The organism is Aureimonas phyllosphaerae (assembly GCF_047943035.1).
Taxonomy (GTDB): Bacteria; Pseudomonadota; Alphaproteobacteria; order Rhizobiales; family Rhizobiaceae; genus Aureimonas; species Aureimonas phyllosphaerae.
The window spans coordinates 2,163,834-2,186,966 of sequence record NZ_CP181348.1; the positions used below are offsets into that span (position 1 = coordinate 2,163,834).

26 protein-coding genes, 1 tRNA gene, 1 pseudogene and 1 riboswitch are annotated in these 23,133 nt (G+C 66.7%); of the genes and pseudogenes, 18 read left to right on the forward strand and 10 right to left on the reverse strand.

Translation table 11 applies throughout. The features are described 5' to 3' along the window. Positions 1–606 precede the first annotated feature (606 nt). Positions 607–3,144: a hypothetical protein gene (locus tag ACLNGM_RS10160; protein ID WP_416358242.1), complete on the forward strand. Its 2,538-nt coding sequence runs from the start codon at positions 607–609 to the stop codon at positions 3,142–3,144. Between the two features lie 200 nt (positions 3,145–3,344). Here the strand turns inward: ACLNGM_RS10160 and ACLNGM_RS10165 are convergent, their stop codons facing one another. Then, positions 3,345–3,530: a hypothetical protein gene (locus ACLNGM_RS10165; protein WP_416358243.1), complete on the reverse strand. Its 186-nt coding sequence runs from the start codon at positions 3,528–3,530 to the stop codon at positions 3,345–3,347. A gap of 90 nt (positions 3,531–3,620) precedes the next feature. On the opposite strand from ACLNGM_RS10165, the gene ACLNGM_RS10170 reads away from it, so the two are divergent. The 6 genes from ACLNGM_RS10170 to ACLNGM_RS10195 all read left to right on the forward strand — a co-directional run bounded on the left by ACLNGM_RS10170 (position 3,621) and on the right by ACLNGM_RS10195 (position 6,689). Further along, positions 3,621–4,454, forward strand: coding sequence for a tyrosine-type recombinase/integrase (locus ACLNGM_RS10170; RefSeq protein WP_416358244.1), 834 nt, complete (start codon positions 3,621–3,623; stop codon positions 4,452–4,454). A gap of 71 nt (positions 4,455–4,525) precedes the next feature. Beyond that, positions 4,526–4,750 (forward strand): hypothetical protein, encoded by a 225-nt coding sequence (locus ACLNGM_RS10175; RefSeq protein WP_090966524.1) that lies wholly within the window; start codon positions 4,526–4,528, stop codon positions 4,748–4,750. Next, a complete protein-coding gene (locus ACLNGM_RS10180) occupies positions 4,747–5,289 on the forward strand; it encodes a lysozyme (RefSeq protein WP_416358245.1) in 543 nt (180 codons plus the stop codon). The genes ACLNGM_RS10175 and ACLNGM_RS10180 overlap by 4 nt, the downstream gene beginning before the upstream one ends. Positions 5,290–5,366: 77 nt before the next feature. After that, positions 5,367–5,579 (forward strand): DUF6527 family protein, encoded by a 213-nt coding sequence (locus tag ACLNGM_RS10185; protein ID WP_416358246.1) that lies wholly within the window; start codon positions 5,367–5,369, stop codon positions 5,577–5,579. After that, on the forward strand, positions 5,576–6,028 hold the full coding sequence (locus tag ACLNGM_RS10190; RefSeq protein WP_416358247.1) for a hypothetical protein: 453 nt from the start codon (positions 5,576–5,578) through the stop codon (positions 6,026–6,028). Before ACLNGM_RS10185 ends, ACLNGM_RS10190 begins: the two co-directional genes overlap by 4 nt. 175 nt (positions 6,029–6,203) lie before the next feature. Further along, positions 6,204–6,689, forward strand: a complete 486-nt coding sequence (locus ACLNGM_RS10195; RefSeq protein WP_416358248.1) for a hypothetical protein — start codon at positions 6,204–6,206, stop codon at positions 6,687–6,689. Between the two features lie 32 nt (positions 6,690–6,721). Here the strand turns inward: ACLNGM_RS10195 and ACLNGM_RS10200 are convergent, their stop codons facing one another. The 5 genes and pseudogenes from ACLNGM_RS10200 to ACLNGM_RS10220 form a co-directional block, all read right to left on the reverse strand. Beyond that, positions 6,722–7,930, reverse strand: coding sequence for a helix-turn-helix domain-containing protein (locus ACLNGM_RS10200; protein WP_416358249.1), 1,209 nt, complete (start codon positions 7,928–7,930; stop codon positions 6,722–6,724). Continuing rightward, positions 7,920–8,573, reverse strand: a complete 654-nt coding sequence (locus ACLNGM_RS10205; protein ID WP_416358250.1) for a hypothetical protein — start codon at positions 8,571–8,573, stop codon at positions 7,920–7,922. The genes ACLNGM_RS10200 and ACLNGM_RS10205 overlap by 11 nt, the downstream gene beginning before the upstream one ends. Positions 8,574–8,689: 116 nt before the next feature. Then, on the reverse strand, positions 8,690–9,940 hold the full coding sequence (locus ACLNGM_RS10210; protein WP_416358546.1) for a molecular chaperone: 1,251 nt from the start codon (positions 9,938–9,940) through the stop codon (positions 8,690–8,692). A 24-nt stretch (positions 9,941–9,964) separates the two neighbouring features. Beyond that, positions 9,965–10,102: pseudogene (locus tag ACLNGM_RS10215) on the reverse strand (DUF6538 domain-containing protein); the annotation flags it as partial. A gap of 133 nt (positions 10,103–10,235) precedes the next feature. After that, positions 10,236–10,325: transfer RNA gene (locus ACLNGM_RS10220), tRNA-Ser, on the reverse strand. Between the two features lie 262 nt (positions 10,326–10,587). Here ACLNGM_RS10220 and ACLNGM_RS10225 point away from each other — a divergent pair. From ACLNGM_RS10225 to ACLNGM_RS10240, 4 genes are all read left to right on the forward strand, one after another. Further along, complete coding sequence (locus ACLNGM_RS10225; RefSeq protein ID WP_416358251.1) at positions 10,588–10,920, forward strand: hypothetical protein; 333 nt, start codon at positions 10,588–10,590, stop codon at positions 10,918–10,920. Between the two features lie 5 nt (positions 10,921–10,925). Further along, entirely contained in the window at positions 10,926–11,597 is a 672-nt protein-coding gene (msrA, locus tag ACLNGM_RS10230; RefSeq protein ID WP_416358252.1) for a peptide-methionine (S)-S-oxide reductase MsrA, read from the forward strand. A 167-nt stretch (positions 11,598–11,764) separates the two neighbouring features. Further along, on the forward strand, positions 11,765–12,763 hold the full coding sequence (locus ACLNGM_RS10235; RefSeq protein WP_416358253.1) for a BMP family lipoprotein: 999 nt from the start codon (positions 11,765–11,767) through the stop codon (positions 12,761–12,763). 110 nt (positions 12,764–12,873) lie between these two features. Further along, on the forward strand, positions 12,874–13,809 hold the full coding sequence (locus ACLNGM_RS10240; RefSeq protein WP_416358254.1) for a nucleoside hydrolase: 936 nt from the start codon (positions 12,874–12,876) through the stop codon (positions 13,807–13,809). On the opposite strand, the gene ACLNGM_RS10245 is transcribed toward ACLNGM_RS10240, so the two are convergent. Next, on the reverse strand, positions 13,810–14,016 hold the full coding sequence (locus ACLNGM_RS10245) for a SlyX family protein (RefSeq protein WP_090966542.1): 207 nt from the start codon (positions 14,014–14,016) through the stop codon (positions 13,810–13,812). It abuts the gene before it with no gap. After that, positions 14,013–14,447 (reverse strand): acyl-CoA thioesterase, encoded by a 435-nt coding sequence (locus ACLNGM_RS10250; protein ID WP_416358255.1) that lies wholly within the window; start codon positions 14,445–14,447, stop codon positions 14,013–14,015. Before ACLNGM_RS10250 ends, ACLNGM_RS10245 begins: the two co-directional genes overlap by 4 nt. Before the next feature lie 156 nt (positions 14,448–14,603). On the opposite strand from ACLNGM_RS10250, the gene ACLNGM_RS10255 reads away from it, so the two are divergent. From ACLNGM_RS10255 to deoA, 7 genes are read left to right on the forward strand one after another with little or no spacing between them, the layout of a single operon-like run. Next, complete coding sequence (locus tag ACLNGM_RS10255; RefSeq protein ID WP_416358256.1) at positions 14,604–16,133, forward strand: ABC transporter ATP-binding protein; 1,530 nt, start codon at positions 14,604–14,606, stop codon at positions 16,131–16,133. Further along, on the forward strand, positions 16,130–16,579 hold the full coding sequence (locus tag ACLNGM_RS10260; RefSeq protein WP_090966548.1) for a VOC family protein: 450 nt from the start codon (positions 16,130–16,132) through the stop codon (positions 16,577–16,579). Before ACLNGM_RS10255 ends, ACLNGM_RS10260 begins: the two co-directional genes overlap by 4 nt. Next, on the forward strand, positions 16,576–17,715 hold the full coding sequence (locus ACLNGM_RS10265) for an ABC transporter permease (RefSeq protein WP_416358257.1): 1,140 nt from the start codon (positions 16,576–16,578) through the stop codon (positions 17,713–17,715). The genes ACLNGM_RS10260 and ACLNGM_RS10265 overlap by 4 nt, the downstream gene beginning before the upstream one ends. Further along, positions 17,715–18,683, forward strand: a complete 969-nt coding sequence (locus ACLNGM_RS10270; protein WP_090966552.1) for an ABC transporter permease — start codon at positions 17,715–17,717, stop codon at positions 18,681–18,683. Before ACLNGM_RS10265 ends, ACLNGM_RS10270 begins: the two co-directional genes overlap by 1 nt. 34 nt (positions 18,684–18,717) lie before the next feature. Further along, positions 18,718–19,110, forward strand: a complete 393-nt coding sequence (locus ACLNGM_RS10275) for a cytidine deaminase (protein ID WP_416358258.1) — start codon at positions 18,718–18,720, stop codon at positions 19,108–19,110. Continuing rightward, positions 19,110–19,910, forward strand: a complete 801-nt coding sequence (locus ACLNGM_RS10280; protein WP_416358259.1) for a purine-nucleoside phosphorylase — start codon at positions 19,110–19,112, stop codon at positions 19,908–19,910. The genes ACLNGM_RS10275 and ACLNGM_RS10280 overlap by 1 nt, the downstream gene beginning before the upstream one ends. After that, a complete protein-coding gene (deoA, locus tag ACLNGM_RS10285; protein WP_416358260.1) occupies positions 19,910–21,217 on the forward strand; it encodes a thymidine phosphorylase in 1,308 nt (435 codons plus the stop codon). The genes ACLNGM_RS10280 and deoA overlap by 1 nt, the downstream gene beginning before the upstream one ends. 3 nt (positions 21,218–21,220) lie before the next feature. Here deoA and apaG read toward each other — a convergent pair whose 3' ends face one another. Both apaG and ACLNGM_RS10295 read right to left on the reverse strand, forming a co-directional pair. Further along, positions 21,221–21,613, reverse strand: coding sequence for a Co2+/Mg2+ efflux protein ApaG (apaG, locus tag ACLNGM_RS10290; RefSeq protein ID WP_090966560.1), 393 nt, complete (start codon positions 21,611–21,613; stop codon positions 21,221–21,223). A gap of 106 nt (positions 21,614–21,719) precedes the next feature. Next, entirely contained in the window at positions 21,720–22,916 is a 1,197-nt protein-coding gene (locus tag ACLNGM_RS10295; RefSeq protein ID WP_416358261.1) for an O-succinylhomoserine sulfhydrylase, read from the reverse strand. Between the two features lie 56 nt (positions 22,917–22,972). Continuing rightward, positions 22,973–23,048: riboswitch (SAM riboswitch) on the reverse strand. Positions 23,049–23,133: the final 85 nt, after the last annotated feature.

Below are 23,133 nucleotides of genomic sequence, written 5' to 3' on the forward strand. Positions count from 1 at the left end.
GGGAGGGTTTAGATAAGACGGAAAACGGGAGGAATAAATGAAGATCGCGCCATTTTACGCCGCAGCGTTTGTCTGCGGCCTCGCAGCACTCTCAGCAGGATCAGTGTTCGCTCAAACGACGACGCCAACTCCCACAGCGGCGGGATCGCCTACCGAGATGGGGTGGCTCGGCTTCGACCCTGGGTGGCTTGGTCTAATCGGACTGCTAGGTTTGGGAGGTCTGGTGCGCCAGAGGGACTCCTCTGACATAGGCCGAAAGACGGATGTGCGGGGACGACCGCTAGTCTGATAGCAAATCTGAAAATCACATTTTAGCCCGCCTGGTTCGCTCGGCGGGCTTTTTCGTGCCGACGGACACCTGAAGGTTCAAATGGCGACCCGCTCGGCCGCGAGGCTCGGTCGACAGGCCGAGCGGATCTTCGCGTCGAGCCCGTAGGAGACGCACGCGGCGCGATAGATAGAGGACGCGCTTCATTCAAGGCGGAGTCAACTCCGGATCAAATGACACCAGTACGTGTGCGCTTTTAGTCATCGTGAACCGCTGACAACTCGTCTAAAGCTAACGCAACGGAAGAGGGCGCGGGGCGCCTGCGTTGGGAGGCTGGCATGGCAGGCGGTAACGGCGGCAACGGCTCGGGCGGCGTTGGTGGGGGACTCGGCGGACAGGATGGATTTGCTCGTAACAGCGCCTCTAACGGCGCCGATGGTTCAACTAGCGGAAGTGTAGGGGCCGGCGGCGGCGGCGGCGGTGCTGGATTCACCTTATCTCGTGATGGGGGAATGGGAGGAGCTGGTTCCGGGGGCGGTGGGGCTGGCGGCGGAAATGGCGGCGGAGCAATTGTCCTTACCGCGGGTGCGGTCAATGCAAGCAGTGGCAGCGATGGCGGGTCAGCGACCAACCTCGGCGCGGGCGGCGGCGGCGGCAGCGGCGGCACCTCCATATATCGTTCGCTTGACGCAGATTTGGGCGATGGTACCAGGGTTCACACGGCAGGCTCGGGTGGATCCGGTGGTGCAGGCAATGGAGAGGGCGGCGGCGGCGGCGGCGGAGCCGGCGGATACGCGCTTGTTCTGGACAATAGCGGCAACTATGCACTGACGACCGGCCAACTGATTGGCGGCAACGGCGGTGCAGGCGGTGCTGCGGGCGGTTCCATCGGTTCGTTCGGCGGTAACGGCGGCACAGGTGGTATCGGTCTCTTTGCTGGCGATGCTAAGACATTGACGATCGGCAATACCGTCACGGGTGGCGATGGTGGTGCGGGCGGTTCGGGTGGCGTAAACGGCAGCGCGGGCGTTGCTGGCACAGGCGGCGCTGGCGTTGTCGGCTCGAACCTGACGATCACCAACACCGGCACGATCACCGGTGGCACAGGGCTCGGCGGCCAGGCCGATGCCATCACGTTCACCGGCGGGACGAACACGCTTGCGCTGGGAAGCGGCGCGACGCAGGGCTCGCTGAACGGTGGCATCGGCATCACCGGCACGCTGACACTAGATGGCAACGGTGATGGCCGAACCGTAACAAACATCATCCACGATGTGACCGCTGCGGGTTCTGTAACCGCGACTGGCGGTTTTGCAATAGCTCTCGATGGTGTGAATACGTATTCCGGCGAAACTCAAGTCGTAGGTGCCGGCACGTCGCTTCAGATTGGTGCGACGGGCTCGATCCTCAATTCAAAGACGATTACTGTCAGAGACTTTGCTGATTTTGTCATTCAGTCGGGAAATCAGATTGCAGCGGACACTGTCCTGACACTTGAAGATTTCTCCACATTCCGGGCTCAATCATCTTTCGAGGTCGGCTCACTGAATGATGTGTCCGGTTCGGCTTCGATAATCGTTACATCTGGTTCAGTGATAACGACGGGCCGCAATGGCTCCACGGACACTTTCGCCGGGAATCTTGGTGGTGTTGTTGGGAATGGGTCTCTGACGAAGATTGGTACCGGGACTTTCACTCTCTCCGGAGCAAACAGCTATCTTGGTGCAACGCAGGTCGATAGGGGCACGCTACGTGTCGATGGCTCGACAGCTTCCGCCTCGACGACGGTCGATAGCGGTGCGACGTTCGGCGGCGATGGCACGCTGGCAGGGACGCTTTCCGTTCTCGCCGGCGGCACGCTAGGCGCCAGTGCAGCCGGTTTCGCAGACGGTATCGGAGCGTCGGCCGGCTCGCTGGCGACGGGCGATCTGACGCTTGTGAGCGGTGCTTTCTTCGAGGCTGAGATCGGCGGGTCATCGGCGACGGCCTATGATCAGGTCAACGTCACAGGCACCGTTACCCTCGGCGGTGCGACGCTGGACGCCAGCGAGTTCGGCAGCTTCGTGCCGACGGTTGGCCAAAGCTTCGTGCTGATCTCCAATGACGGTGCAGACGCGGTGTCCGGCACGTTCGCAGGGCTCGCTGAGGGCTCGACAGTGACGATCGGCGGTGTCGCGACGACCATCAGCTACCGTGGCGGCGATGGCAACGACGTGACGCTCTCCGTTCCGGTGGTCGCACAGCCAGGCGATCCGCTCGCAGGCCCGAACCTTCTCGATGGCTCGAACGGCCCGGACGTCCTGTCCGGCGGTGCCGGCAACGACACGATCTTCGGCAACCAGGGCAACGACATCCTGAACGGCAACCAGGACGACGATGTCCTCTACGGCGGTCAGGGCGACGACCAGGTCTATGGCGGTATGGGGAACGACACCCTGTTCGGCGACCGCGGCAACGACGTCGTGTTCGGGGGCATGGGCGACGACAACATCAACGGCGGTCAGGGCAACGATCTCGTCAACGGCAACCAGGGCAACGATACCGTCCGCGGTGGCCAGGGTAACGATGAGGTGCGCGGTGGTCAGGGTGACGACTTCGTCTTCGGTGACCTCGGCAACGATCAGGTCTGGGGCGATCTCGGCAACGACACGCTGTCGGGCGGCGGCGGCGCGGACACGTTCCGCTTCGCGGCGAACTCGGGCAACGACATCATCGTCGACTTCAACCAGTCCGAAGGCGACCGGCTAGACTTCCAGGGCCAGACCTTCACGGTCTCGGAGGTCAACGGCTCGACGGTGTTCGACCTGTCGGGCGGCGGCACGATCGTCCTGCAGGGTGTCACCCCGGCAAGCCTCGGTGACTACCTGATCGCCTGACGGTCAGCGCCTATCCAAGCAAATGGCCCGCCCGGTTTGCCGCGGCGGGCTTTTTCGTGACCAGAGTTAGCTGCGTTTCAAATGGCGACCTATCCGTCTGAGCGTGCTTGAACAGACGGATAGGTCTTCGCGCCGAGCTAGGTGGAGCACCACGCGATGAGCGAGAAAGTCGCGCGCTAGAAGATAGAGTCAACCCTGCATCAATTGGCGGTGGCCTTCCGGCCCTTCGCGAGCGTCTTCTCGCGGAGGGTGACCTCCTTCTCCAGCGCCTCCCGCAGGAAATCGGAACGGTCCTCGCCGTCGCGAAGGACCGCGTCGATCCGGCCCTTCGCGCCCTGGGGCATCTTCAGGAGCATGGTCTCGTGCCAGAGCTTCGGTCGTCCCACGTTAACCACTCCTCGCGCTCGTCGTTGCGGGGTTTCGCATATGCGTTACTTATAACGCATAGACGTTACTCCACAATGAAGAGGTGCGAAATGGTCGGGTTCGGAGCGACGAAGGTCACCTTCGATGAGGCGGCGGATAGCTACATCAAGCATGGCGGCGAGGCGCGATACCTGCCGAGGATCAGGGCGCATCTCGGCGATCGGCTCCTGATCGAAATCCCACCGGCGGCGATCCGCGAAATGGCGTTGAAACTCTATCCGGACGCCATGCCGTCGACCCGCAACCGGCAGGCCGTCACGCCCGCCAGCGCGGTGATGTTCCACGCCCATGACATGGGCTGGGCGCCGCCGCTCCGCATCCGCAAGTTCAAGGCGCCGCGCTCGACGAAGCACTCGCCCGTCAACGCCGCCTGGCTGACCGCCTTCCTCGCGCAGTCGGACGCCGACCGGCTCTACCACCTGTCGGCGCTCGTCATCTTCATGAACCACACGGCCGCGCGCGTCTCCGAGGCGATCGAGCTGACCGGGGAGTGGGTCGATTTCCGCACCCGCACCGCGACGCTGGTGCGGACGAAGACCGACCGCATGGAAAAGCGCGTCCTGACCGACGAGCTCGTCTTCCGCCTGCACAATCTCGGCCTGCGCGAGGGCGAGCGTGTGTTCCGCTACACGAACCGCGCCTCGGTGAACGAGCGCATCCGCGCCGTCTGCAGGCGGGCCGAGATCGACTTCCGACCAACGCATTCGGTCGGCCGTCACTCGTTTGCGACCAACGCCATGAACCTCGGGCTCGGGATCAAGACGGCCATGGAGGCGGGCGGCTGGCGATCGTCGAAGGTCTTCTTGGAGACCTACACCCATTCGGAGAACGCCGGGCGCATCGTCGCCGAGCGCTTCAACCTGCAACGGTACGGCGGGATGTGACGTCCAGCCGACCCGACTACCCAACCGCAAGCCCGGCCATCGTGCCGGGCTTCGTCGTTTAAGGAGCACCTATGTCCCTCGTCGCCAACTGGCGCCAGCTGCTGAAGCGTGCCTGGTCGTTGCGCTTCATCGCGCTGACGTTCGCGCTCATCGCGATCGATGTCGCCCTGCCTGCATTCGAAGACGCGCTGGGCCTACCTGCGCGCACCTTCGCCGTCCTGTCCGGCCTGTGCTCGGCAGCGGCGTTCGTCGCGCGGCTCCTGCCGCAGCCGTCCATTTCGGGAGACGAGCAGTGAGCGCCGCGGGAAAGGGCGGGCGCGTCGCCCGCGTGAAAAGCCGCTACCTCGCCGGCGGCGCAGCTGGCGCTGCGCTCCTGGCCCTCGCCACGACCTACACGGCGGGTTGGGAGGGCACGAGCTACAAGGCCTATCTCGACACGATCGCTCAGCCGCCGGTCTGGACGATCTGCCAGGGCGACACCTACGGCGTGAAACCCGGCATGGTCGAGACGAAGGCCGGTTGCGAGGTGCGCCTGCGTCGTCAGATCCTCGAGCACGAGGCGCGCATGCTCTCCTGCGCGCCCGAGCTGCTGAAGGTGCCGGGAGAGACCTACGTCGCCATCAACGATTGGGCCTACAACGTCGGCACCGGCGCGGCATGCCGCTCGTCTCTGATCCGCAAGGTGAAGGCCGGCGATCTCCGCGGAGCCTGCAACGAACTCAGCCGCTGGGTCTTCGCCGGCGGCAAGATCGTGAAGGGCCTCGCCAACCGCCGCGTGAATGGCTTGCCGGGCCTCATCAGCGAGCGGGCGCTGTGCCTGCGAGGGCTTGGCTGATGGCCGCGCGCGGTGTTCTTCGAACGGTTCGAGGGGGTGGGCTTCTATTCCACTGTCCGGGGTGCGATCGCAAGCACATGGTCACGACGGATCCGGGCAACGCGTTGGGCTGCTGGTCGTTCAACGGCGACTATGACCGGCCGACCTTTCGCCCATCCCTTGTCGTCCGTGGCACGGGGACCCTTTGCCACTCCTTCGTGACTGATGGGCAGATCGAGTTCCTTGGCCACAGCGAGCACGCGCTGGCCGGACAGACGGTGCGCCTGCGTCCCGCAGGGGGCCAAGCATGATCGGCGCCTTCGAGGCGATCAAAGCGGCGATCGCGGTCGTGTTCGGCGTGATGCTCGGCTGGGCCGCCTCCGCGCTCTATGCCGAGACCGTCTCGCTGCCGGCGGCGCGCGAGGCCGGCCGGGCCGAGGAGCGCATCGTCCACGAGGAGCAGCGCCGGAAGGCCGAAGCGCGGATCGAAGCCGACCGGCGCGCTGCCCAGCTGGAGATCGACACGATCGAGCGCCGGTACCACGAGCGCGCCGCGGTCGACGCGGCGCGTGTCTCCGCCCTTGAGGCGGCCATCGACCAGGAGGACGCCCGTGTCCAAGCTCTACCCCAAGCCGCACCACAAGCTCGCGCTGGCGCTTGCCGTCCTGCCGTTCCTAGGGGCCTGCGCGACGCGCTCGACCCCATCGGTCGCGCCGAGGCTCGCGACCATCCCGCAGGTCCTCCTGCTGCCATGCGCTGAGGCGGTGCCGCTGCCTGCGCGTGATCTGACGACGACTGAGACGGTCCGGCTCTGGGGCCAGGACCGTCTCGCTCTGGGCGCCTGCCGGGAACGGCATGACGCTCTGGCCGGTGCCGCGGCCGCTCTCGAACGGCAGGGGCAGTCCGCCCCTGCCGACCATCCTTAGGAGCGCGCGATGAGCGACACGGAACACGACCGGCCGGAGCCGGTCGAAGAGCAGGACGGCATGACGATCTCGACTAAGCACCTTGTCGCGATCGCGCAGGCCCTCGGACTGGCGGTGGCCTTCGCCTCAGGCATCAGCGCCTGGAACGGCATCGGCAACGACATCGCCCGCATCGATCGCGAGATCGCGACGCGCTCGCAGGCGCGCGACGCGTGGGTCGCCGCCCATGAGACGCTGCATAAGGAGCGTCTCGCCGAGGTGCGAAACCGGGAAGGGGCGGTGGATGCCCGCCTCTCGGCGATGGACGGCCAGATCCGCAAGCTCGACGAGCTGTCGTTCCGCGTCGGCGCGACCGAGCAGAGCGCGAAGACGACGGCCGAGGCGATCAAGAACCTCGAGGCGACGGTCAACGACCAGTCGGCCAATATCCGGGTGATGCGCGAGATCCTGGAGCGACAGGAGGAGCGTCGGCGCAGCGAGGTGAAGCCACGGTAGGAGGAGGCGCTCCTACCGCAGCGCGCGGAACACTATCGAACCGGCTTCAACGACGGTTGAAAATCAACGGTCTGTACAGGACTGGTCAAAAACCCGCTGGGTAGGCCTGTCAGTTGCTCAACCGTCGTTGGAGAGAATGCGAGGAGTTGAGCAATCTCCTCACGCTGCATTCGACCTGTCTCGATGATCAGCTCTACGATACGCCGAAGAAGGATAGGCTGCTCGATCGGCAACCCGGCAGGGCCGTCCAGAGGTTCCATCGTTCGCCACCGTTTGGCGGAGATCTGCTTGTAAAGGCTTGTCACCTGCAGGTCGTCGAAGATTCCAAGCGTCTTGCACCGATAGATCATCGATTGGATCGAAACCTTCCATCGAGCCTTCAGGTCGACGAAGGCACCTAGGCGAGGGGAGTAGACCTCGTTCGGAAACGACTTCCGAGGGAGCAGGAACGCTGAAGCGAAGCGGTCGGCCTCGCGCTCGATCTCCTTCAGGCGTACCTTGTCCTCAATTTCGTCGGCTCCAATCCATCGATGCAGGACGAGGTGACCCAACTCGTGTGCTGCATCAAAACGGGCGCGAGCACCACTTCCCTTTTCAGATGCCAGGAAGACAAACGGTCGGGAGCCGCTCCAGAAGGAGAAGGCTTCAACGTTCTCTCCCTCCATCTGCACGCGACAAACGATCACGCCTTTGGCTTCGAGCAGCCGGACGACGTTGGAAATCGGGCCCAAGCCGAGACCAAAACGACTGCGAACCGCTTCGGCGATCTCCTCGATCTCCTCACCCTCATAGCCAGGCGACTTGGCATCTGAAGGCTCGAAACTGGGAAGGTCGACAGCCGGATAATTCGCCAAGCCGTCGAAGGCGTAGGCGGTCTGCGAGAACCAGCGAGCTAACACCTCGCAGGCTAGATTTCGTCGCTTGGTGTCAGCTCCCACCTTGCGGAAAAAGTTCACACTGTGCTCGCCGAACCCCGCCGAGGTTTCCCTCGTGAAGAAAGAGATCGGCTGATCCAGAGCAGTCGCCAGAGCGCGGACAGTGTCCGGCTCCGGCAACTTTTCGCCTAGTTCGTAGTAGGAGATCGCCTGGCGGCTCACGCCCACTTTGGCAGCCAACTCAGTTTGGTTCAGGCGCTTGGCAAGCCTCGCCTCGAGCAGCCGTCCGGGTACAAGCCTCCGCGCCCGCTCTGGCGCGCCGGCGCCAGGATGGGCGAAACGGACGACATTACCCTCAACTGCCATTGTCTCTCTGCCACTTCTCGATGTCTTGCTTCAGAAGGTCCGTCGCGGTGAACTCGAACTCGGTGTCTTCCACGTCCGGTCCGACCGTGGGGACCTCATGGACCAAGTGCAGGAGATTGTCCGATCTGAACCTGTAGTCACGATGATGCTGCGGGTGAGGCACTGCCAAGTGCGCGAAGTCAAGGCTACGGTGGCCATGAACTAGGAGCAGGTGAGGCAGGCCTTTGACCCGCTCCTCCTCCTCAAATTCCGGCAGGTCGAACATCGGCTGATTGTTCAACCGCCCGTTTTCACGGAAGCGGACCGATCGCGGTTGCTTCTCGCGGATCGCCACCTGACTGATCGACAAAACGGAATGCGAAAGCTGGATCTCCAAGTAGCTGCCGGTCGGCTTGGCGAATGGCTTCCATCGGCATTCGAACGGGAGGCGTCCGCTTTTAACAAGCTGCTCGAAAGCCCGATCGGTCGCCCAGGTGACGACACGTCCACGATTGTCAGCAGCGCTCTGCACCTGGAGGATCGGCTGCTCTTTGATCATCGCATCCGCGGCGCTGTATGCGGCCTTCAACGTGGTGGGAATCAGCGGCCAGTGCTTGCGGGGAAACTGATCGAGGAGGAACTCGCGGGGATCTACGGTAGTCATTACACCCTCGGTGGTTGCTCGCTCGTCTGTGCAACCATATCGGAAATTCACCTCGTTTTGTCAACCGTCACCCGTCGAAGGGCGACAACCCTTCGCCCATGTTCGCGACATGTAGGCTAGAAATCTTGCGCGGTCGGATAGATCGCGATCTTGAGGATCCACTCCAGCTTCTTCGCGAGAGTGGGTCCGCTGCCATAGTCCGGCCGCTCGAACTTGTGGCCCATCAGCTCAGAATCGATGAGGTCCGGCGCGTCCGCGTCTGTCAGCCGATCCTTGAAGCCGTGACGGAGGGAGTAGAGCGTGTGCCGCTTGGTCTCGCGCAGGTCGTTTTCCGACAGGAACTTGTTCACCGTCGCTGAGAGTGTCCCACCCTGGTCCTTATAAATGCCGCCGGCCGCCAGCAGCAGGCGGGCGCCATCGAGCGAAGGTCCGACAAGAGGCAGGTCGCGCGCGGAGTACTTCGTTTTCAGCTTCCGACCGCGGTACTGGATGATCGTGATGAACGGGATGTCCGCCTCGAGATGGATGTCCTCGACGCGCAGCGCAGCCAGCTCGCTCGGGCGGGCACCGGTGTTGACCATTGTGAGCACCACGCCGCGGGCGGCTTCGTTTAGCCCGTCCAATGCGCCGGGTGCCAGCAGCTTGTCGCGGATGAAGTCGGCGGAGTAGGGAGGCCGCTTTTCGTCGTCCCCTTCGTCGGAGAACCGCAGGCCTCGGAAACGGCGCGGCAGGTCGAGATCGTGCCGATCCGAAACCTTGGCGATCATCTTCCCGATGTGAGTGAGATCCTTGTTGCCTGTCTCGGCCTTAAGCGGTCGCGGCTTCTTCGTTTTCCCTCCGGCGACGGTGCTCTCCTCCGCGTTCTCGGCTTCCTCCTGGATGCGTTCGAACCACCAATCCCGAAACGCGACCGCATCCGAGCGCGAAAGGTCCGCGATCGGCTTGTCGCCCAGAACGCTGATGATGTTGCGCACGGCGCGGTGGAGCGGCAGGCGCCACTTCCGCACCTGCATGTCGGACATGGTCAGCCGTTCGTCGCGGGTGGCTTTCTCATATTCCTCGACGAGAGTGGAAAGGAGGATGGCCGGCTCGGGCACGGCCCCGGTCAGAGCGGCCACAAGCTGCTTCTCATCGACGGGGATCTTCGGCCCATCGGTCGCGCCGTCGCCTTCCATGGCGACCCCAAGCTTTCGAAGCCGCGCGATCAGTTCGTGGTCGGGGAGGTCAAGCGAAGTCAGCGCTGCCGGCTGGCGATAGATGAAACCCTCCAGTCGGGCGCGGTCGACGGCCGCTTGGTACCGGGCGCGAGCGTTCGGGTCTGCGCCTTTGGCCAGCGACGCCCAGTATCCTTCGACAGCGTCGTTCACGCGGTCTCGCGCGACCACGGCCTCAGCGAGGTCGTCGGTCTCGAGGCTGATCCGAACCTGCTTGCGTGGATCCTTGTCGGCGAACTTCGTCGGGACGCGGCGCTCGTAGTGCCATCGGCCGTCCCGCCGCTTCAACCATTTGAGATCCTTCGAGCGCGTCACGCTAGATCGCCTGACGCTCGAAATGTCGCACGGAATGTCTCACGGCTCGGCCCTCGCTCGATCCCGCCTGTCGGCTGGGAACGCTGCAAGTCCTGTCACACAAGCGATCTGGCGGTCAATGGTGGATGAAAACTGGCGGAGGGAGGGGGATTCGAACCCCCGATACGGTTTCCCGTATACACACTTTCCAGGCGTGCGCCTTCAACCACTCGGCCACCCCTCCTGACCCGCGGATCGGAAGCCTTGGAGGCTCGGGCCGACGCCGGTACGGTGGCGCGGACTATCACTGGAACGCTTCGTCTGGCAAGCGGTTTCGTCGCCAGAGCGCTCGTGTTCGGCTGCATATGCCTGCGGTGCGAGGTGTCGGACGACGTTGCGAGGCGCGTGAGGCGACACCATATGCGGGCTATCATGCTGGCCCGGTCGAAGCGGCGGCGGCCACTGGTCGATCGCGCCGCGTTCCTTTGGCGGAGGAGGACGAAGCGATGCGGCTTTTGGCTTGGGTGGTGCGCGTTGCCGGATGCCTGATTCTGGCGGCCGCGACGGCGCTCGCGGTGGGCGACATCGCGCGCTCCCTCGCATCGGGCGCGACGACCCTGATGCCGCTCGAGACCGCTGCGCGCATGGCCGGTCTCACCGTGTTCGACGCGGCGAGCAACGCGGTGGCGGCGAGCGGCGTCTTCGCGTCCGAAGGGCGCGGCGCGAGCCTTGCCACCGAAATCGGCCGCCAGCCCGCATCCATTGTCCTCGGCCTCGCCGGGGTACTCCTTCTAGCCGTCGGCCGGCCGCCGCGCCGCGTTACGCGAACCCAGAGGTGAAATTCATGTCCTTTCTCGACCGACTGATGAAGAAGACGACGCTCCCCACCGCCGAGGAGGCGCTGCCGGGCCGCCCGACCGCGATCCCGACCGCCGAGCGCCATTTCGTGTCGGGCGCGCCGATCAAGGGTCCGTTCCCGGCCGGCACAAAGACGGCGATTTTCGGCCTCGGCTGCTTCTGGGGCGCGGAGCGCAAGTTCTGGCAACTGCCGGGCGTCGTCACGACGGCGGTCGGCTACGCCGCGGGCTCGACGCCCAATCCGACCTACGAGGAGGTCTGCTCGGGCCGCACCGGCCATAACGAGGTTGTGCTCGTCGCCTACGATCCGGCGAAGGTGTCCTACGAGACGCTGCTGAAGACGTTCTTCGAGGCGCACGATCCGACGCAGGGCATGCGCCAAGGCAACGATGTCGGCACGCAGTATCGCTCCGGCATCTACTGGACGGACGAGGACCAGCGCGAGGCGGCGGAAGCCGCGCGCGATGCCTATCAGGCGGCCCTCGCGAAAGCCGGGCATCGCGGGCAGATCACGACCGAGATCCTGCCGGCGCCCGAGTTCTACTATGCCGAGGACTATCACCAGCAGTACCTCGCCAAGAACCCGCGCGGCTATTGCGGGCTCGGCGGCACGGGCGTCAGCTGCCCGGTCGGCCTTGGGGCCGTTGCCGCCGAATAGGCGGGGAAGCCGCCTCCTCGCGCCCTTGCGGGGCGCGGGAATTTGAGTTGAGTATGGCGGCCGGCCATGCCAGTCCGACGGACGGCATGGCCGGCCTTTTCATTTGCGGGATACGCCGCGGGATCGGCCGTCAGCCGTCTTCGCGAAACAGGGACATGACCCGACCCATGAAGCATCTTCTCGCCGGCCTGATGGCCGCCTGCACGATCGGCCTTGCCGGCCACGCGCTTGCCGCCGAGTTCAAGCCCGCCGTGATCTTCGATCTGGGCGGCAAGTTCGACAAGTCCTTCAACGAGGCGGCCTTCAACGGCGCGGAGCGCTTCAAGAAGGAGACGGGCGTCGCGTATCGCGAGTTCGAGATGCAGAACGAGACGCAGCGCGAGCAGGTGCTGCGCCGCTTCGCGCGCGACGGCCATTCGCCGATCATCGGCGTCGGCTTCGCCCAGCAGGCGGCGATGGAGAACGTCGCGAAGGAATATCCCGACCTCCAGTTCGCCATCATCGACACCGTGGTCGACCGGCCGAACGTGCGCTCGATCCTCTTCAAGGAGGAGGAGGGGTCCTACCTCGTCGGCATGCTCGCGGCGCTGAAGTCGCAGACCGGCACGGTCGGCTTCGTCGGCGGCATGGACATTCCGTTGATCCGCAACTTCGCCTGCGGCTACAAGGGCGGCGTGCTCGCGGCCAAGAGCGACGCCAAATATCTCGAGAACATGACGGGCACGACGGCGGCCGCCTGGAACGATCCGGTGCGCGGCGGCGAACTCGCCCGCTCGCAGATGGACCAGGGCGCGGACGTCGTGTTCCACGCCGCGGGGGCGACCGGCATCGGCGTGCTGCAGGCCGTGGCGGACGCCGGCAAGCTCGGCATCGGCGTCGATTCCAACCAGAACATGCTGCATCCCGGCAAGGTCCTGACCTCGATGGTCAAGCGCGTCGACAACGCCGTCTATCAGGCGTTCAAGGATGCGCAGGGCGGCCAGTGGACGGCCGGCACGCAGACGCTCGGCCTGAAGGAGGACGGCGTCGGCTACGCGGTCGACGACAACAACAAGGCGCTGATCACGCCCGAGATGATGGCGGCGGTCGAGAAGGCCAAGGCCGACATCATCGCCGGCACGATCAAGGTCCACAACTACAACAACGACAACGCCTGCCCCTACTGAAGGCACGGCTCGTCTCGAACGACCCCGGCGGCGCCCCTTGCGGGCGCCGTTTCGCGTTCCGGGCCACGCGATGCTATGCGCGGCGTGAACGACATGACGGAGGCTTCACCTTGCGCAAGATCATCTTCGACACCGACCCGGGACAGGACGATGCGATCGCGATCCTCGCCGCGCTCGGCTCGCCGGAACTCGACGTTCTCGGCATCGTCGCGGTGGCCGGCAACGTGCCGCTGCATCTGGCCTCCGCCAATGCGCGGCGGATCGTGGAGCTGGCCGGGCGCGCCGACATCCCGGTCTATGCCGGGGCCGAGCGGCCGTTCCTGCGCCCGCTGGTGACGGCCGAGCATGTGCATGGCGAGACCGGGCTCGACGGCCCCGACCTGCCGCCGCCCGCCAACCCCTTGCGCGAGGGCCACGGCGTCGACTTCATCATCGACACCGTGCGCTCGCACGAGCCGAAGAGCGTGACGATCGCCGCCCTCGGGCCGCTGACGAACGTCGCGCTGGCGCTTCTGAAGGCGCCCGACCTCGCCGAGCGGCTCCAGGGCATCGTCCTGATGGGCGGCGCCTATTTCGAGGTCGGCAACGTGACGCCGACCGCCGAGTTCAATGTCTACGTCGATCCGGAAGCGGCGGCCTCGGTCTTTGCCAGCGGCGTCGATATCACGGTCCTGCCGCTCGACGTGACGCACCAGATGCACTCGACCCCGGCGCGGAACGAGGCGTTCGCCAGGCTCGGCAACAAGTCGGGCGCGGCGGTCGCGGCGATGCTGTCGTTCTCCGAGGTCTACGATCTCCAGAAGTTCGGCTGGGAGGGCGCGCCGCTGCACGACCCCTGCGTGACCGCCTTCCTCGTGAAGCCGGAGATGTTCGAGGGGCGACGCGTCAACATCGAGGTCGAGACCGGCAGCGCGCTCACGCGCGGCATGACGGTCGTGGACTACTGGGGCGTCACCGAGCGAGCGAAGAACGCGTTCTTCGTGCGCTCGGGCGATGCGGACGCCTTCTACGCGCTGCTCGTCGAGCGCGTGGCGCGGCTGCCCTGATCAGTAGTGCGGCGGCCGGGTGATCTCCGCCCGCGGCGTCGCGCTCTCCTCCAGTTCGAGGAGCCGCTGGACCAGCGCCTTCAGCGTCTTCTCCAGCCGCTCGATGCGCTGGCCCTGCGCCGCCATCTCGGACGAGAGCTCCTCGACCGTATGGGTCTGGTGGGCGAGCGCGATCTCGAGCTCGGTGATGCGGGTCTCGTCGCTCATGCGGCAAGCGCCTCCAAAGCGCGGCGAAGAACGCCCCGCACCGGCGCCGGGCGGCGGGTCGCCTTGTCGACGTGAACGTGGACGAACAGCCCTTCGGCGGCGGCAAGATCCTCGTCGTTGCGGAAGATGCCGATCTCGTAGCGGATCGAGGTCGTGCCGAGGTGCCCGACCCGGAGGCCGACACGAACGCGATCGGGATAGGCGACCTCCGACAGGTATCGGCAGCCGGTCTCGGCCACGAAGAACATCGAATCCTCGGCCGACAGGCCTGTGCCGAACAGCCAGTTCGTCACCGCCGTGTCGAAGAAGGCGTAGTAGGCCGCGTTGTTCATGTGGCCGTACATGTCGTTGTCGGACCATCGCGTCGTCACGTCGACGAAGGCGCGGTAGTCGGCGAGGCTCTGGCGGGGGCGTCTGGGCGTTTCGGACAAGGGGCACCGTCGGGTTCGTCTCGATTCGCCACATGGGGCCGACACGGTCTGTGGATCAAGGCCTCGTGCGGCCTACTTCAGCGGGGCGGGCGGTCTGGCGCTTCGCTGCGCGGATCGATAACCTGACGCAAACGTAAGAACGGCGATGGGATCGGTATGACCCCTGCGATCGAGCTGATCGGCATCTCCAAGACCTTCGGCGCCGTGCGCGCCAACCGCGACATCAACCTTGTCGTGGAGAAGGGCACCATCCACGGGATCGTGGGCGAGAACGGCGCGGGCAAGTCGACGCTCATGTCGATCCTCTACGGCTTCTACCAGGCCGACGAGGGCGAGATCCGGGTCGGCGGCAAGCCGGTTGCGATCCCCGATTCCAACGCGGCGATCGCGGCCGGCATCGGCATGGTCCACCAGCACTTCATGCTGGTCGAGCCCTTCACGGTCCTGGAAAACATCATGCTCGGCGCCGAGCAGTCCGGCCTCCTGTCGCCCGGCATCCGCCGCGCACGCGCCGAGCTTCTGCGCCTCGAGAAGGAGCATGGGCTGGCGATCGACCCGGACGCCGTGGTCGAGACCTTGCCCGTCGGCCTTCAGCAGCGGGTGGAGATCCTGAAGGCGCTCTATCGTGGCGCCGAGATCCTAATCCTCGACGAGCCGACGGGCGTGCTGACGCCCGCCGAGGCCGACCAGCTCTTCGCCGTGCTCCGCCAACTGCGGGCCGAGGGCAAGACCATCGTCCTCATCACCCACAAGCTCCGCGAGATCCTCGACGTCACCGACAACGTCTCGGTCATGCGTCGCGGCGAGATCGTCGCGACGCGCAGGACGCGTGAGACGAGCGCCGGCGAACTTGCCGAACTGATGGTCGGGCGCCGGGTTCTCCTGCGTGTCGACAAGAAGCCGGCGGCGCCCGGCGCTCCGCTTCTGGAGGTCGAGGGACTGTCGGTGCGCGACGGGCGCGGCGTCGCGATGGTCGACGACGTGTCCTTCGCCGTGCGCGCGGGCGAGATCGTCGGCATCGCCGGGGTCGCGGGCAACGGCCAGTCCGAGCTTCTGGAGGCGCTGTCGGGCATCCGCCGCGCCGAACGGGGCCGGATGCGGCTGAAGGGCGAGGCGCTCGATCCGACCGGCGTGCTCGATCCGGCAGAGATGCGGACGAAGGGGCTCGCGCACGTGCCGGAGGACCGGCACCATGTCGGTCTCGTCCTGCCCTTCCGGGAGGTGGAGAACGCCGTCCTTGGCTACCACCGCGATCCCAGCCTCGGCTCCGGTCCGTTCCTCGACCCGAAGGCGATGCGCCGGGACGCCGAGGCGAAGATCGCCGCCTACGACATCCGCCCGCCGTCGCCAGACCTTCGCACCGCCAATTTCTCCGGCGGCAACCAGCAGAAGATCGTGCTGGCGCGCGAGATGGAGCGCGATCCTGCCGTGCTCCTGATCGGCCAGCCGACGCGCGGCGTCGACGTCGGCGCGATCGAGTTCATCCACCGCCGCGTCGTCGAGATGCGCGACGCCGGCAAGGCCGTGCTCCTCGTCTCGGTCGAGCTCGACGAGATCCGCTCGCTCGCCGACCGCATCCTCGTCATGTTCGCCGGCCGCATCGTCGGCGAGGTCGGGCCGGAGGCGGACGAGGGCGAGATCGGCCTTCTGATGGCCGGCGAGACCCGCCTCGAGGCCGCCGAATGAGGGACGCGCGCGTCTCGCTCATCACGCTCGGCGTTGCCGACCTCTCGCGATCCTCCCGCTTCTACGAGGCGCTCGGCTGGACGCGCACGGACGCCGGAAACGACAAGGTCGTCTTCCTGCAAGGGGAGGGGGTGGTCCTGTCACTCTTCGGTCTGAACGACCTCGCGGAAGACGCCGGCCTCAACGCCGGGCCGTTGCCGCGCTTCCGGGGCATGACGCTCGCGATCAACCTCACGTCCGAGGCCGAGACCGACCGGCTGTTCGCCGCAGCGATCGCGGCCGGAGGCGACGCCGTGAAGCGCCCCGAGACGGTCTTCTGGGGCGGCTATTCCGGCTATGTCGCCGATCCGGACGGCCATCTCTGGGAACTCGCCCACAACCCGTTCTTTCCGCTCGACGCGCAGGGGCGCATCGACCTGACCCCGCCTTCCGAGGAGCCGGCATGAGCCGACCCTATGCCAAGCTGCCCGCCTGGATCGACCATGGCGTGATCCCCCTTCTCAACGTCGTCGTCGCGTTCCTCGTGGCAGGGCTCGTGGTGCTGGCCGTCGGCGAAAGCCCGGTCGAGGCGGCCCGGCTCATGCTGCGCGGTGCCTTCGGCTACGGGGAGGGCTTCGGCTTCACGCTGTTCTACACGACCAATTTCATCCTGACGGGCCTTGCCGTCGCCGTCGCCTTCCACGGCGGTCTCTTCAACATCGGCGGCGAGGGGCAGGCCTATGTCGGCGGGCTCGGCGTCGCCTTCGTGGCGCTCAATCTCGGCTCGGTGCTGCCCTGGTGGGTGAACCTGCCGCTGGCGGTGGTCGCCTCCTTCGCGGTCGGCGCGGCCTGGGCCTTCCTGCCGGGCTATCTTCAGGCCAAGCGCGGCAGCCACGTCGTCATCACGACGATCATGTTCAACTTCATCGCCTCGGCGCTGATGGTCTATCTCCTCGTCGGCCCCTTACGGCCGATCGGCACGATGCAGCCCGAAACGCGCCAGTTCGATGCGGGCGGGCAGTTGCCCAAGCTCGGCAGCCTGTTCGATGCGCTCGGCTTCGACCTCGGCGGCGCGCCGCTGAATGTCACGTTCTTCGTGGCGCTTCTCGCCGCCTTCGCCGTCTGGGTGCTGATCTGGCGAACCCGGCTCGGCTACGAGATCCGCACGCTCGGCTTCTCGCCGTCCGCCGCGCGCTACGCCGGCATGAATGAGACGCGCCTCGTCGTCACCATCATGCTGATCTCGGGCGGCCTTGCCGGCATGATGGCGCTGAACTCGGTGATGGGCGACCAGTACCGGCTCCAGCTGAATTTCCCGGCCGGCGCCGGTTTCGTCGGCATCGCCGTCGCCCTCATGGGCCGCGGGCATCCGGCCGGCATCATCCCGGCCGCCCTTCTCTTTGGCACGCTCTACCAGGGCGGGGCGGAACTCGCCTTCGACATGCCGACCATCTCGCGCGACATGATCGTCATCATCCAGGGGCTGGTGATCCTCTTCGCAGGCGCGCTCGAGAACATGCTGCGTCCCGGCGTCGGGGTCATGTACGGGTTCCTGCGGTTGCGAGAGACCGGGCCGAAGCCGTCCGGCGGGGAGGCACGCTGATGGATCTCGCCGGTCTCCTCAATCTCCTCGATTCCACCATCCGCCTCTCGACGCCGCTGATCTTCGCGGCGCTCGCCGGGCTGTATTCCGAGCGCTCGGGCGTCTTCGACATCGGCCTCGAAGGCAAGATGCTGGCCGGCGCCTTCGCCTCGGCCTCGGCCGCCGCCGTCACCGGCTCGGCGATCCTCGGTCTCCTGACCGGCGTCGGCGTTGCCGTCCTGTTCGCGCTGGTCCATGGCCTTGCCTCGATCACCTATCGCGGCAACCAGATCGTGTCGGGCGTCGCGCTGAACTTCATCGCCTCGGGCCTCACCATCATTCTCGGCAGCGCATGGTTCATGCAGGGCGGCGTGACCCCGCCGCTCGGCCCCGACCAGCGCTTCCTCGGCATCGAGCTGCCCGGCGCGGAGGCCCTGCGCGACGTGCCGGTCGTCGGCTTCCTCTATTCCGGGCTCCTGTCGGGGCAGAACGCGCTGGTCTGGCTCGCCTTCCTCGCCGTCCCCTTCACCTGGTGGGTGCTCTATCGCACGCGCTTCGGCCTTCGCCTCCGGGCGGTCGGCGAGAACCCCGGCGCCGTCGATACGGCCGGCATCTCGGTCGCCTGGCTGCGTTATCGCGCCGTCATCATCTGCGGTGTCCTCACGGGCCTCGCCGGCACCTATCTTGCGATGGCGCAGTCGGCCGGCTTCACCCGCGAGATGACGGCGGGGCGCGGCTATATCGCGCTCGCCGCCCTGATCTTCGCCAACTGGAAGCCGGTGCCGACGCTGCTCGCCTGCCTCCTTTTCGGCTTCCTCGATGCCGCCTCGATCCGGCTGCAGACGACGCCGCTGCCGGGCATCGGGCAGATCCCGCCGCAGTTCGTCCAGGCACTGCCCTACATCCTGACGGTGATCCTCCTGGCCGGCTTCGTCGGCAAGTCGCGGCCGCCGAAGGCCGGCGGCGTGCCCTACGTCAAGGAGCGCTGACGCCCGCTCCCTCCTCGAACGCTTGAGTTTTCCCATGTCCGAAGACCTCTTCCTCAAGGCCCGCGCGGCGATGAAGAAGTGCCATGCGCCCTATTCGAACTTTCCCGTGGGCGCGGCTCTGCGCACCGAGGACGGGCGCATCTATTCGGGATGCAACATCGAGGTCGTCAGCTTCCCCGAGGGCTGGTGCGCGGAGACGACCGCGATCGCCCACATGGTGATGGACGGCGGCGGCAAGATCGCCGAGATCGCGGTCGTCGCCGAGCGCCTGCGCGCCTGCTCGCCCTGCGGCGGCTGTCGCCAGCGCATCGCCGAGTTCGCGCGGCCCGAGACGCGGGTCTTCCTGTGCGACGCGACCGACGGCGTCATCGAGACCGTGCTGATGGACGAACTCCTGCCCAAGGCCTTTCCGAAGGACGCGGTCTGATGGGCGAACTTGCCGACGCGCTGCGATCGCAGCTCGGCGCGCGGGCGCCGCGCATCGCGCTGGTCCTGGGGTCCGGCCTCGGCGCGCTCGTCGACGCCGTGGAGGAACCCAAACGCGTGCCCTATTCCGCGCTGCCGGGCATGCCCGTCTCGGCCGTCAGCGGCCACGCCGGAGAGGTCGTGATCGGCTGGCTCGCCGGCGTCGAGATCGTGATCCTGTCCGGCCGCATCCATTACTACGAGTCCGGTGATCCCGCCGCCATGCGTCCCGCGCTGGAGGCTTTGAAGGCGATCGGCATCGAGATCCTCGTCCTCACCAATGCCGCCGGTTCGGTCAATCCGTCGATCCAGCCGGGCGAGGTCATGCTGATCGAGGATCACATCGCCTTTTCCGGACGAAACCCGCTGATCGGCGAGCCGTCGGACGCCCGCTTCGTCGGCATGACGACGGCCTACGACGAGGCGCTGCGCACGGCGATGCTGCGCGGCGCGGTGAAGGCGGAGGAGGGGCTGCACCGCGGCGTCTACATGTGGTTCTCCGGCCCGTCCTTCGAGACGCCGGCCGAGATCCGCATGGCGAAGGTGCTCGGCGCCGATGCGGTCGGGATGTCCACGGTGCCGGAGACGATCCTCGCGCGCTTCCTCGGCCTTCGCGTCGTTGCCGCCTCGGTCATCACCAACATGGGCGCCGGCATCACGGGCGACGAGTTGAGCCACACCGAGACCAAGGAGGTCGCCCCACGCGGCGGCGCTCGCCTCGCCCGCATCCTGGCGGCGGCCCTGCCGGACATCGCCGCCTGATGCTGCCGCAGGAGATCATCCGGCAGAAGCGCGACGGCCACGCCCTGTCCGCCGACGAGATCGCGGCTTTCGTCTCCGGCGTCGCGGAAGGGCGCGTCAGTGAAGGGCAGATCGCAGCCTTCGCCATGGCCGTCTTCCTGCGTGGCATGGACGCGGGCGAGACGGTCGCGCTGACGCGGGCGATGCGCGATTCCGGCGAGGTCCTCGACTGGTCGGACCTGCCCGGCCCCGTTCTCGACAAGCATTCCACCGGCGGCGTCGGCGACAACGTCTCGCTGATGCTGGCGCCGATCCTGGCCGCCTGCGGCGCCTTCGTGCCGATGATCTCGGGCCGCGGGCTCGGCCACACCGGCGGTACGCTGGACAAGCTGGAAGCGATCCCCGGCTACGCCGTGACGCCGGACCGGGACACGCTGCGGCGCGCCGTGCGCGAGGCCGGCTGCGCCATCGTCGGGCCCAGCGCCCGGCTGGCGCCGGCGGACGGCCGGATCTACGCCGTGCGCGACACGACGGCGACGGTGGAGTCGATCCCGCTCATCACCGCTTCGATCCTGTCGAAGAAGCTCGCCTCCGGCGTCGACACGCTTGTGCTCGACGTGAAGACCGGCTCCGGCGCCTTCATGGCGGCGGCGGACGACGCGCGGGCGCTGATGCGCTCGCTGGTCGAGGTCGCGCGGGGCGCTGGCCTGCGCTGCACCGCGCTCCTGACCGGCATGGACGAGCCGCTGGCCTGCGACGCCGGCAATGCGCTGGAGATCGCCAACGCCATTCGTTTCCTCACCGGCCGGGGGCGCGACGCGCGGCTGCAGGCAGTGACGCTGGCGCTGGCCGGCGAGGTCCTCGCGGCCGGCGGGCTCATTGGAACGGCGACGGACGGTGAGGCCATGGCGCGCGCAGCTCTGGAAGACGGGCGGGCGGCGGAGCGCTTCGCCCGGATGGTGGCCTTGCTCGGAGGGCCGTCCGACATCGTCGAGAACCCTTCGCGATCGCTTGCCAAGGCACCTGTCCTACGAGAAGTGCGGGCGACGCGAGCGGGCACAGTCGCCGCGATCGATACGCGTGCCCTCGGCCTGGCCGTGGTGGAACTCGGTGGCGGGCGCACGCGCCCCGGCGATCCGGTCGACCCGTCCGTCGGTCTCGCCGCGCTCGCACCGCTCGGCACGACGCTCGTCCACGGCGATCCGTTGTGCGTCGTCCACGCGCGGGACGAGGCATCGGCCGACAGGGCAGCTGCGCGCGTCGAGGCCGCCGTCAGCCTGGCCGAAACGGGCGCCTCGTCGGCCGCCGTGATCGAGCGCTTCGGCTGACGCCTAGTTCAGGACACGTCGGTCCGCCGGCGCATCCAGTGAAAAGGCGGGGATTTCGACCTCGAACAAGCTGCCGTCGATCGACTGCATCCGGTAGTGCCCGCGCATGATGCCGGACGGGGTCGAGAGAGGGCATCCCGACGTGTAGGTGAAGCTGTCGCCGGGTTCGAGGATCGGCTCCTCGCCGACGACGCCCGGCCCTTCCACCACCTCGACCCGGCCAAGACCGTCTGTGATCTGCCAGCGGCGCGCACGCAGCTGCACCGTCTCCCGCGAGCCGTTCTCGATCTCGACGCGGTAGGCAAAGACCCAGTGTCCCTCCGACGGATCGGACTGGTCGCCGAGGTAGGACGGGGTCACCCTGACGGTGATGTGGCGTGTGGTCGCCTGATACATGGCCTTCGAGTTCGTTGCAGGCGCCGTCAGCGCGAGAAAGGTCCTGCCGCAATCCGCAGACGATTGCGGCAAAACCGGGTCGGTGCAGCCGGAAGGCCGCTCATGGTCAGACGCTGGCGAGCGCCCGCTCGACGTCCTCGACGAGATCGGCGCCGTCCTCGATGCCGGCCGACAGACGCAGAAGTCCCGGTCCGATGCCGAGCTCGGCGCGCGCCTCATCGGTCAGGCTCTTGTGGGTGGTCGTCGCGGGATGCGTGATCAGGCTCTTGGCGTCGCCGAGGTTGTTGGAGATCTTGATGATCTCCAGTGCATTCGAGAAGCGGAACGCCGCCTCCTTGCCGCCCTTCAAGTCCAGCGCCAGAAGCGTCGAGCCGCCCGACATCTGGCGGGCGATGACCTCGGCGTCCGGATGGTCGGCGCGGCCGGGATAGATGACGCGCGAGACCTTCGGCGAGGCGGCCAGCGCAGCGGCGAGGCGAGCGGCGTTGGCCGTCTGCTGAGCGACGCGCAGCGGCAGGGTTTCGAGGCCCTTCAGCAGGCACCAGGCGTTGAACGGCGAGAGCGACGGGCCGGTGTGGCGGAAGAAGTCCTGCAACTCCTCGGCGATCCACTGGGCATCCGACAGGATGACACCGCCGAGGCAGCGGCCCTGGCCGTCGATGTGCTTGGTCGCGGAATAGATCACGACGTCGGCGCCGAGTTCCAGCGGCTTCTGCTGCATCGGCGTGGCGAACACGTTGTCCACGATGAGGCGAGCGCCGGCCTCGTGAGCGATCTCGGCGACGGCCCGGATGTCGATGACCTCCAGCGTCGGATTGGTCGGGCTTTCCAGGAAGAACAGTTTGGTCTCGGGGCGAACCGCCGCCTTCCACTGCGCGAGGTCGCGCCCGTCGACCAGCGTACAAGCGACGCCCGCACGTCCCAGCACCGTCTCGATGATGTAGCGGCAGGAGCCGAAGAGGGCGCGTGCGGCCACGACGTGGTCGCCGGCCTTCACCGAGCACTGCAGCGCGGCCGAGACGGCCGCCATCCCCGACGCCGTGGCCCGTGCGTCCTCGGCGCCCTCCAGCGCCATCATCCGCTCCTCGAACATGCGCGTCGTCGGATTGGCGTAGCGGGAATAGACGAAGCCGGGTTCCTCGCCCTTGAAGCGGGCCTCGGCGGCCTCGGCCGTCGGGTAGACGAACCCTTGCGTCAGGAAGAGGGCTTCCGACGTCTCGCCGAAGCCGGAGCGCATGGTGCCGCCGTGAACCATGGCGGTCGCCGGGCGCAAGGGGCGGGCTGCGTCGTTCTTCTTCAGCATGGACGTCTCCGAGGCCGCCTTGCAAACGGGACAACAGACGCGAAGAAGCCGCTCGGGGGTGAGGCGAAACGGCCTTTAGCGACTTGTTTTACGTGGCTGCAAGCCGGCCGGCAAATCACCACGAACGCGGCGAGCCTTAATCCTGTCCGCAGCCGAAATCAATCCGCCCGTTTCCAAGCCTCGCCGGGCCTGCTAACGCGTGGATCAGCTTGGAGTT

What these genes read in the sequence shown, in the direction of transcription:
- ACLNGM_RS10260 (WP_090966548.1), top strand. Translation starts at nt 16,130, where the DNA reads ATGAGGGACGCGCGCGTCTCGCTCATCACGCTCGGCGTTGCCGACCTC.
- ACLNGM_RS10265 (WP_416358257.1), top strand. Translation starts at nt 16,576, where the DNA reads ATGAGCCGACCCTATGCCAAGCTGCCCGCCTGGATCGACCATGGCGTG.
- ACLNGM_RS10170 (WP_416358244.1), top strand. Translation starts at nt 3,621, where the DNA reads ATGGTCGGGTTCGGAGCGACGAAGGTCACCTTCGATGAGGCGGCGGAT.
- ACLNGM_RS10200 (WP_416358249.1), bottom strand. Translation starts at nt 7,930, where the DNA reads ATGGCAGTTGAGGGTAATGTCGTCCGTTTCGCCCATCCTGGCGCCGGC.
- ACLNGM_RS10175 (WP_090966524.1), top strand. Translation starts at nt 4,526, where the DNA reads ATGTCCCTCGTCGCCAACTGGCGCCAGCTGCTGAAGCGTGCCTGGTCG.
- ACLNGM_RS10275 (WP_416358258.1), top strand. Translation starts at nt 18,718, where the DNA reads ATGTCCGAAGACCTCTTCCTCAAGGCCCGCGCGGCGATGAAGAAGTGC.
- ACLNGM_RS10235 (WP_416358253.1), top strand. Translation starts at nt 11,765, where the DNA reads ATGAAGCATCTTCTCGCCGGCCTGATGGCCGCCTGCACGATCGGCCTT.
- apaG (WP_090966560.1), bottom strand. Translation starts at nt 21,613, where the DNA reads ATGTATCAGGCGACCACACGCCACATCACCGTCAGGGTGACCCCGTCC.
- ACLNGM_RS10205 (WP_416358250.1), bottom strand. Translation starts at nt 8,573, where the DNA reads ATGACTACCGTAGATCCCCGCGAGTTCCTCCTCGATCAGTTTCCCCGC.
- ACLNGM_RS10160 (WP_416358242.1), top strand. Translation starts at nt 607, where the DNA reads ATGGCAGGCGGTAACGGCGGCAACGGCTCGGGCGGCGTTGGTGGGGGA.
- deoA (WP_416358260.1), top strand. Translation starts at nt 19,910, where the DNA reads ATGCTGCCGCAGGAGATCATCCGGCAGAAGCGCGACGGCCACGCCCTG.
- ACLNGM_RS10190 (WP_416358247.1), top strand. Translation starts at nt 5,576, where the DNA reads ATGATCGGCGCCTTCGAGGCGATCAAAGCGGCGATCGCGGTCGTGTTC.
- ACLNGM_RS10195 (WP_416358248.1), top strand. Translation starts at nt 6,204, where the DNA reads ATGAGCGACACGGAACACGACCGGCCGGAGCCGGTCGAAGAGCAGGAC.
- ACLNGM_RS10270 (WP_090966552.1), top strand. Translation starts at nt 17,715, where the DNA reads ATGGATCTCGCCGGTCTCCTCAATCTCCTCGATTCCACCATCCGCCTC.
- ACLNGM_RS10295 (WP_416358261.1), bottom strand. Translation starts at nt 22,916, where the DNA reads ATGCTGAAGAAGAACGACGCAGCCCGCCCCTTGCGCCCGGCGACCGCC.
- ACLNGM_RS10255 (WP_416358256.1), top strand. Translation starts at nt 14,604, where the DNA reads ATGACCCCTGCGATCGAGCTGATCGGCATCTCCAAGACCTTCGGCGCC.
- msrA (WP_416358252.1), top strand. Translation starts at nt 10,926, where the DNA reads ATGTCCTTTCTCGACCGACTGATGAAGAAGACGACGCTCCCCACCGCC.
- ACLNGM_RS10245 (WP_090966542.1), bottom strand. Translation starts at nt 14,016, where the DNA reads ATGAGCGACGAGACCCGCATCACCGAGCTCGAGATCGCGCTCGCCCAC.
- ACLNGM_RS10185 (WP_416358246.1), top strand. Translation starts at nt 5,367, where the DNA reads ATGGTCACGACGGATCCGGGCAACGCGTTGGGCTGCTGGTCGTTCAAC.
- ACLNGM_RS10280 (WP_416358259.1), top strand. Translation starts at nt 19,110, where the DNA reads ATGGGCGAACTTGCCGACGCGCTGCGATCGCAGCTCGGCGCGCGGGCG.
- ACLNGM_RS10225 (WP_416358251.1), top strand. Translation starts at nt 10,588, where the DNA reads ATGCGGCTTTTGGCTTGGGTGGTGCGCGTTGCCGGATGCCTGATTCTG.